The 6,282-nt window shown below is 39.1% G+C and carries 8 protein-coding genes; all 8 read right to left on the reverse strand.

Features of this window, described 5'->3' with window-relative positions:
* A complete protein-coding gene (locus FFM67_RS05530; RefSeq protein WP_137613584.1) occupies positions 1-1,062 on the reverse strand; it encodes an ABC transporter permease in 1,062 nt (353 codons plus the stop codon).
* 198 nt (positions 1,063-1,260) lie between these two features.
* Positions 1,261-1,623, reverse strand: coding sequence for a MoaF-related domain-containing protein (locus tag FFM67_RS05535; RefSeq protein WP_137613585.1), 363 nt, complete (start codon positions 1,621-1,623; stop codon positions 1,261-1,263).
* Positions 1,624-1,739: 116 nt separating this feature from the next.
* The gene (locus tag FFM67_RS05540) at positions 1,740-2,528 is read right to left on the reverse strand and encodes a DUF4931 domain-containing protein (RefSeq protein WP_137613586.1); all 789 of its coding nucleotides are present in this window, start codon (positions 2,526-2,528) and stop codon (positions 1,740-1,742) included.
* 97 nt (positions 2,529-2,625) lie between these two features.
* Complete coding sequence (locus tag FFM67_RS05545; RefSeq protein ID WP_137613587.1) at positions 2,626-3,114, reverse strand: GNAT family N-acetyltransferase; 489 nt, start codon at positions 3,112-3,114, stop codon at positions 2,626-2,628.
* A gap of 6 nt (positions 3,115-3,120) precedes the next feature.
* A complete protein-coding gene (locus tag FFM67_RS05550) occupies positions 3,121-3,576 on the reverse strand; it encodes a MarR family winged helix-turn-helix transcriptional regulator (RefSeq protein ID WP_137613588.1) in 456 nt (151 codons plus the stop codon).
* Positions 3,577-3,705: 129 nt separating this feature from the next.
* Positions 3,706-4,449: a nicotinamide riboside transporter PnuC gene (gene pnuC, locus FFM67_RS05555; protein WP_137613589.1), complete on the reverse strand. Its 744-nt coding sequence runs from the start codon at positions 4,447-4,449 to the stop codon at positions 3,706-3,708.
* Between the two features lie 56 nt (positions 4,450-4,505).
* Positions 4,506-5,213, reverse strand: a complete 708-nt coding sequence (locus FFM67_RS05560) for a deoxynucleoside kinase (RefSeq protein ID WP_137613590.1) — start codon at positions 5,211-5,213, stop codon at positions 4,506-4,508.
* A gap of 428 nt (positions 5,214-5,641) precedes the next feature.
* A partial coding sequence (locus FFM67_RS05565; RefSeq protein WP_174784463.1) for a C39 family peptidase occupies positions 5,642-6,282 on the reverse strand: 641 nt, incomplete at its 5' end.

The raw sequence follows: 6,282 nt of genomic DNA on the forward strand, positions 1-6,282 counted from the left end.
TTAACCAATCGCTTTCAGCGGATCGATCCTCACAATCGTCCGTACAGAGAAAAAGGCGCCGATCAAAGCCACTAGGATCATCAAGACACTGATTCCCACAAAAAAGACCCCGTTAACTTGGAATGGTACAGCATCCGGCAGAACCAGCGCGGTACCTAATGTCGCAAGCAAACCGATACTAACACCGACGGTCGCCAGTAAAAAGGTCTGAGCGATTACCGAGGAAGAAATGTAGCGACTGGAAATTCCTTGTGCTTTCATGACACCAAAAATTTCTGATTTTTGCATCGTTAGTACATAAATAAAAATGCCAATCACGATTGCCGGGATCACAATCAGAAAACCGATCATAAAGCCGAAGGTCAGGACTTGTGCGCTGTATCCCGGCAATTCATTAATAAAAGAGTTGATACTGGTCTTTTCTAGATCGTCAGGAACCGTTTGGACCTTCCCCCGAGTAATAATCGCATTAATTCGAGTATTTTCCGTCTCCTTCTGCGCTTCAAAGCGAATCTCTTGGTAAGCGCCGATCGTAGTGTAGAGCACCGGTGCCACATTGAATTTCGCATTGTCGGTAAAGCCGACGATTTTCAACGTTTTATCATTCCCCGCCATTTTGACCCTCTCGCCGATTTTGATCTGGTATTGATCCTTCAAGGTGCTATCGGCTACGGCTTCGTCATCGTTAGAAAACATTTTTCCTTCAGCGAGCTTCGGTGCTAAAAATTGATCTTTGTCGATCCCAAAAAAGCTGACATCAATTTTTTCCCCGCCATCACCTTTTATGACACCTGCTGTTTGAGCAAGATAAGCTTTTTCATCCGCCTTCACGTCATCAAAGGTTTTCACCGGAATCATGGACATATTTAAATTGTTGTTCGCCTCTTCTTTCAACAAAATATTATCCGCGTTCCACTTATCTACCGCTGTCCGATTGTCTTGTGCCAGCCCATATGCTAGCCCCGTAAGAAAGAATACTAGATACGCGATCAAAAACATCACACCCATAACGAGGGTATAACGTAATTTTGAATGGCGAATTTCATTGATTGCCAAAAACATAATTAAAACCTCCACTTATCACTTGATAAAATTACCGTAACATGATTATTTTAAGAAGGAAAATGAAATGCTTGAAGAACGAACCGCCTCAAAAAAATGAATGCTCAACTTTAGCGTTTGACTATTTTTGTTAAACGTTCTATTCCACCGAATGAACTACAAAAAAACAGCTTACAATGAATGTAAGCTGCGTTACCTCTATACTACTGCTAAGTCCGGCTCGCCATTTTCTAAAATAAACTGGAACGGCCCTTCATGGATAAAGGGTCTCCGACCACCACGGTAACTGTCATCTGTAAAAGTCATAAAGCTTTTCACGAAATGATTGACCGTGTCTAATGTATAGGAGACACACAAACCAGATTCCTCGACCCAATCAATCGAAAAAATCCCGCCAGGATAAGACTCAATGTGAATCGTTTCGACATCGGTAGCCCCGGCATCGACTTTCCGCGTCGAGGTCCAGCGCATTTTATGATCCGCTAAGAAATCCAGCCGAAATTCTAACCCGGAATCAAATTTTACTGTTGCTATCTTGCCTTCTAATGGATGTTTTTTCATCAATACACCTGCTTTTTCTGAAATTGTACTGCTTACTATTCAGCATACAGGGTTCCTCACTAAATAACATAATTTTTAGAAAGATTTCATTTAATTAATCCGCTTACACAATCATCCTATTCCGCTTTTCCCCGCAAAAAAGTTCGAAATTCTTCACCGATCGTTGCCAAATGTGCATCACTAAAATTCTGAGCCAAACGATAGCCTACAAAATAAGGCGAATCGACAAAGCGAGGCACAATTTTAGCAATTCGTTTTCCTGCTTGCTCAAAGAAAAAAAGATTAAAACTGTCACAACGGCCGTGGTGATAACGATTTAAGACAAACGCAACAATTTTTTGCAAATAATCTGCAAAAGCATCCGTATCTTGTCCTAATTCCATCAGCAAATTGATCTCTAAAAAACCCATTGTCGGAAATTTGGAGAAATTAATCGTCAGACCGGCTTCCTCTAAGACTTTAATCCCTACAAAATTCTTCGCTTGAACATTTCGCTCACCATCCATTTCTTCCAAGCCGACGATCTGCATATGTGGATGCTTCAAGGAGCCACCAGACAGAGGACCATGATTTTTATAAAACAAGACCGAACGATAACGGGGATCAGCTTTCATCTGCTGCCAACAATGTAAAGCGAAACGGATCAAATCGCGATTTTCTTGCTGTTTATAGATGGAAATATCACCGTTATGGTCCTTGCTTTCAATAATCAACGTTTGATTGGTATGATTCAGCGTTGGAAATTTATTTTTGATCCACAGAAAGTCACCTTCCTGCTTCAAAATATTCTCGGTCTCTTGGTAATCACAAAATGGGCAGCCGACTGTTTCTGCCTGCATATGCATTGGCTTGCCTTGTGCTGCCACATGAGAAAAAATCAGCGGCGCCTCGTTCTCTTCTATCATCACAAAAACTCCTTCATACAGTCCTTATTTATTCAGTATAACAAAAAGAAGACCGCTCGCCGTCTTCTTCTGTTCGTATTTGAATTTTGATCTACTCCTACGCCAATTCCTTCTTAAAAAAGACCGTATCCACATCCATCAAATGATAGTCTTGAGGCATTTCTGCTTTTTCCCATAGCTCAAAGCCATTCTTCTTATAAAATTTTTGCGCGGCTTTCAAGACATCGACAGTTCCTAAGTATAACCGTTCATATCCGTGGTCCTTACAATAGGAAATCAATGTGTCTAATAATTTTTTACCGACCTGTTTTTCTCCCCGATATTCTTTAGCCGCGAACATTTTTTTAATAGCACCATTATGATTTTGCAGGGCAACTAAAGCGATCGATCCTACAACTTTTCCCTCTACCAACGCAATCCAGAAATTACCGCCGGTCTCGATGTATTCCTTTTTAATGTTTAATAAATCTGGCTGGTCTTCGATACTGATATCGATCCCAAATTCTTCCTGTTGGATCGGTAAAATCAACTCAACTACCTGTGAAGTATACTGCTCTTCAAAGGGAATGATCGTTACTTCTGACATTTCCACTCACTCCTGTTCTTCGTCACCTTCTAATTCATTGGGAACAACTTTATACAAAATTTTCTCGACAGTCGTCATCGCCGCCACTAATGCTTCAAAATCTTCCTTATCCAATGGATCTAAGAGCTCAATCACTTTTTTATCCGACTGTTCTTCCACATATTCATTCAATTTCTGACCTGTCTCGGTCAAATAAAGGCACATACTGCGGCTGTCTTCGGGATTTTTTTCTTTGAAAACATAGTGTTCGCGTTCTAATTTACTCAATTTACGACTTAAATAGCTTTTTTTGATGTTTAAATATTTGGTCAGCGTGTTGGCAGTGATACTAGGATGGCGCCCGATTTCCCCCAAGATCCGCATTTCAATCATGGAATAGTTTAAATCAAAGACTGTTTGATCAAAAACACCCATGATCCTTGTGTAATAGCGATTAAACCGTCTGACATCGTGGGTATCCATTAAATCTCACGTCCTTTCATAGTAGTTTACTTTATCAACTAAGCAGAGCATAAACCTTATAGTTTACTCTGTCAACTATATTGGTTGTAAAAAAAGCCTAACCATCAAGCGTTAGGCTTCGTTTATAAATTAATGACTCAAACGATAATATTCGTCTTCCATCTTCTGCATTCTTGCCCGTTCTTTTTTATTGTACCAAGGTGAAACGGTAAAAGCCAAAACATCATTGATCAGATAGACCGAGCTGTTGACGAACATCGCCAGACTAGCAGAGCCGTGGGTAAATGAAATGTACCAAAGAACCATTTGTGCCAGCCCAGACGCCAGCCACCAATAATATTGATTGTTATAACGTAAGAAGCTGATAATGCCTGCACTTAGACTGATCGAAAAAGCGATGGCGTCGATCCAAGGCCGAGGATCATCCGTGAAGCGTTGGATCAAATAACCCGAAACAAAGTACATCAGAACTGTACAAATAATAGCGACGATCCATGTTTTTCCAGTAAATTTACGAATTTTTGAGGCCATATTGCGATTCCATTCTTTACTTAATAGAACCGGAATATCCAATGTGATCATGTAAGCGATCTGTTCGCCGATACTTAAATAGTTTTTTGCTGAAAAACCAACATAGATAAAACAAATTGCGGAGATAATCCCTAATACACCGTTCACTGATTTCGCAGCATTGATAGAAAGAATACATAGCACACCTAAAGTAGTTCCGATAAAAGTAACCACTGTCAGTAAATTGATTGGCTGATTGACTAAGGTCATAATCTGACAGCCTAGACTAAAGAAAAATAAATAATAATTTTGCTGTGGCCAGCCTTTTAGTTGATGCAATAAAAATTTGGAATAATTGAACATAATTAGCTCCTTCTAAAACAACGATCGTTCTTTTAAATTTCATAAAAAGAGAAATACTAAAAAATCCCTTTTTCAATATTTCTGTTTGAATAATAACTTGATTCTTTCAATCCCGCTTGATTCAACTTGTCTGTTTCTTCTTTGATTTGTTGGATCACCAATTCCGCCGCTTGCGGATCCGCAACAAAATCATAGCGATCCCCATCAATTTGAATCTTGGGACAACGATCAAAGTTGTCGTACCACTCTTCATAGCGATCATTCACCATTTTATAATAGTCATACAGCTCCGGCTTGGCCGAGATTTGTTCATACTCTCGCCCGCGTTTTTCAATCCGTTCCAGCATCACATCAAAAGATACTTTGATATGAACCAATAGATCCGGACGTTTTTTTGGGGTCATCAACTCCAGTTCCTTCAACATCGTATCCAGGAGATTATCGTATTGCAACACTTCCTCTTGACTGACCCGTCCAAGATCGGCGTTCAAATGAAAGAGCAGGCTATCTTCATAGATCGAACGATCCAACACATTATCCGCCTGCTTCAAGGCGTCTTTCATCGCCAAAAAGCGTTTATTTAAAAAGAAAATTTGTAATAGAAACGTATATTTTTCCGGATTCGAGTAAAACAGCGGCAGAACTTCGTTATCATCCACATTTTCGTAAAATGGCTTCGAATTCATTTCCTGTGACAACATATCTGTCAAACTGCTTTTCCCGGCACCGATCGTACCAGCGATCAATAACATCGTTTCACCCATCCCTTCTCACTAAAATTATTCTTTCAAATTCTTGATTATAGTACTCCTAATTTTTTTTGAAGTAAAGACTAGATTTTGTGTATTTTTAGTGTTATGAAAAAAAACAACACCATATATAGTGTTGTTAGAATACAAAGGATGAAGGTGCTTTCTTCATTCATCATTCCAGCATTCGCTTTTTTCTTCTATTTATTTTACAGAACTAATCAGTGTCTACTAAAAAGAAATGAACAATTCTTAACATGCTTTCTTATGTCAACAACTTTAAAGCTAAAGAAGGATGTATGACAAAATTTAGTCATACATCCTTCTTTTTCAACTAAACATCGTGCCAGAAGAAATCCTTAATACAAACATAATTGAGCTTTCTATTAATCATTAAGAGTTTCCAGTACATTATCTCATTGTCTAAAAATATTACTACGAAGTTACCTCACTACAACAGCGGACCTACGTAAATTATAGCTAGCTTCGAATCGAACAGCTGATACCCAATACTTTCCCTCATTGGGATCAGAAATATGATACATTTTATTTGATTGGTTGAATCCATCTAGGGTTACGATATGGGCATTATCGATTCCCGTACCCCACCAATATTTTCCGTATTGTGGTGCCGCGTAATTCAATGTAACATAGACAACTACCGAATTTCCTTTACGTAATTCATCCTTTAAAGTATTGACAGAAGCACCCGTGATGTCTGCTGCCTTTCCGTATTTAGTCCCCCATTGTGCCAGTGGTTTGGCAAAAATGGATTGGTAAATATCTGGTTTAATCCTATCCGGCCTACCCGCAAAACCATTGTTAGGATTATTACTAGAAGATAACGGCATCTCCTTAATGAAGTTTCTCAAATTATAATTTTTAGCAGCTCCCTTTAGTTGTAATGCTTGCAACAGCGATGCAGCCTCGCAACCCATCGGAAAGCCAGAACTATTTTGACTGATGTATGGCGCATCTAGTAAAACATAAGCAGAACCGTCTTTGGTTCCTTCTTCATTTAAATATCCTTGCCAAACGCCTTTATTGTCATAAACAGATAAATATTTACTCCCGTTAAAGTGAC

The sequence above is a fragment of the Enterococcus viikkiensis genome (genome assembly GCF_005405345.1).
Taxonomy (GTDB): domain Bacteria; phylum Bacillota; class Bacilli; order Lactobacillales; family Enterococcaceae; genus Enterococcus_A; species Enterococcus_A viikkiensis.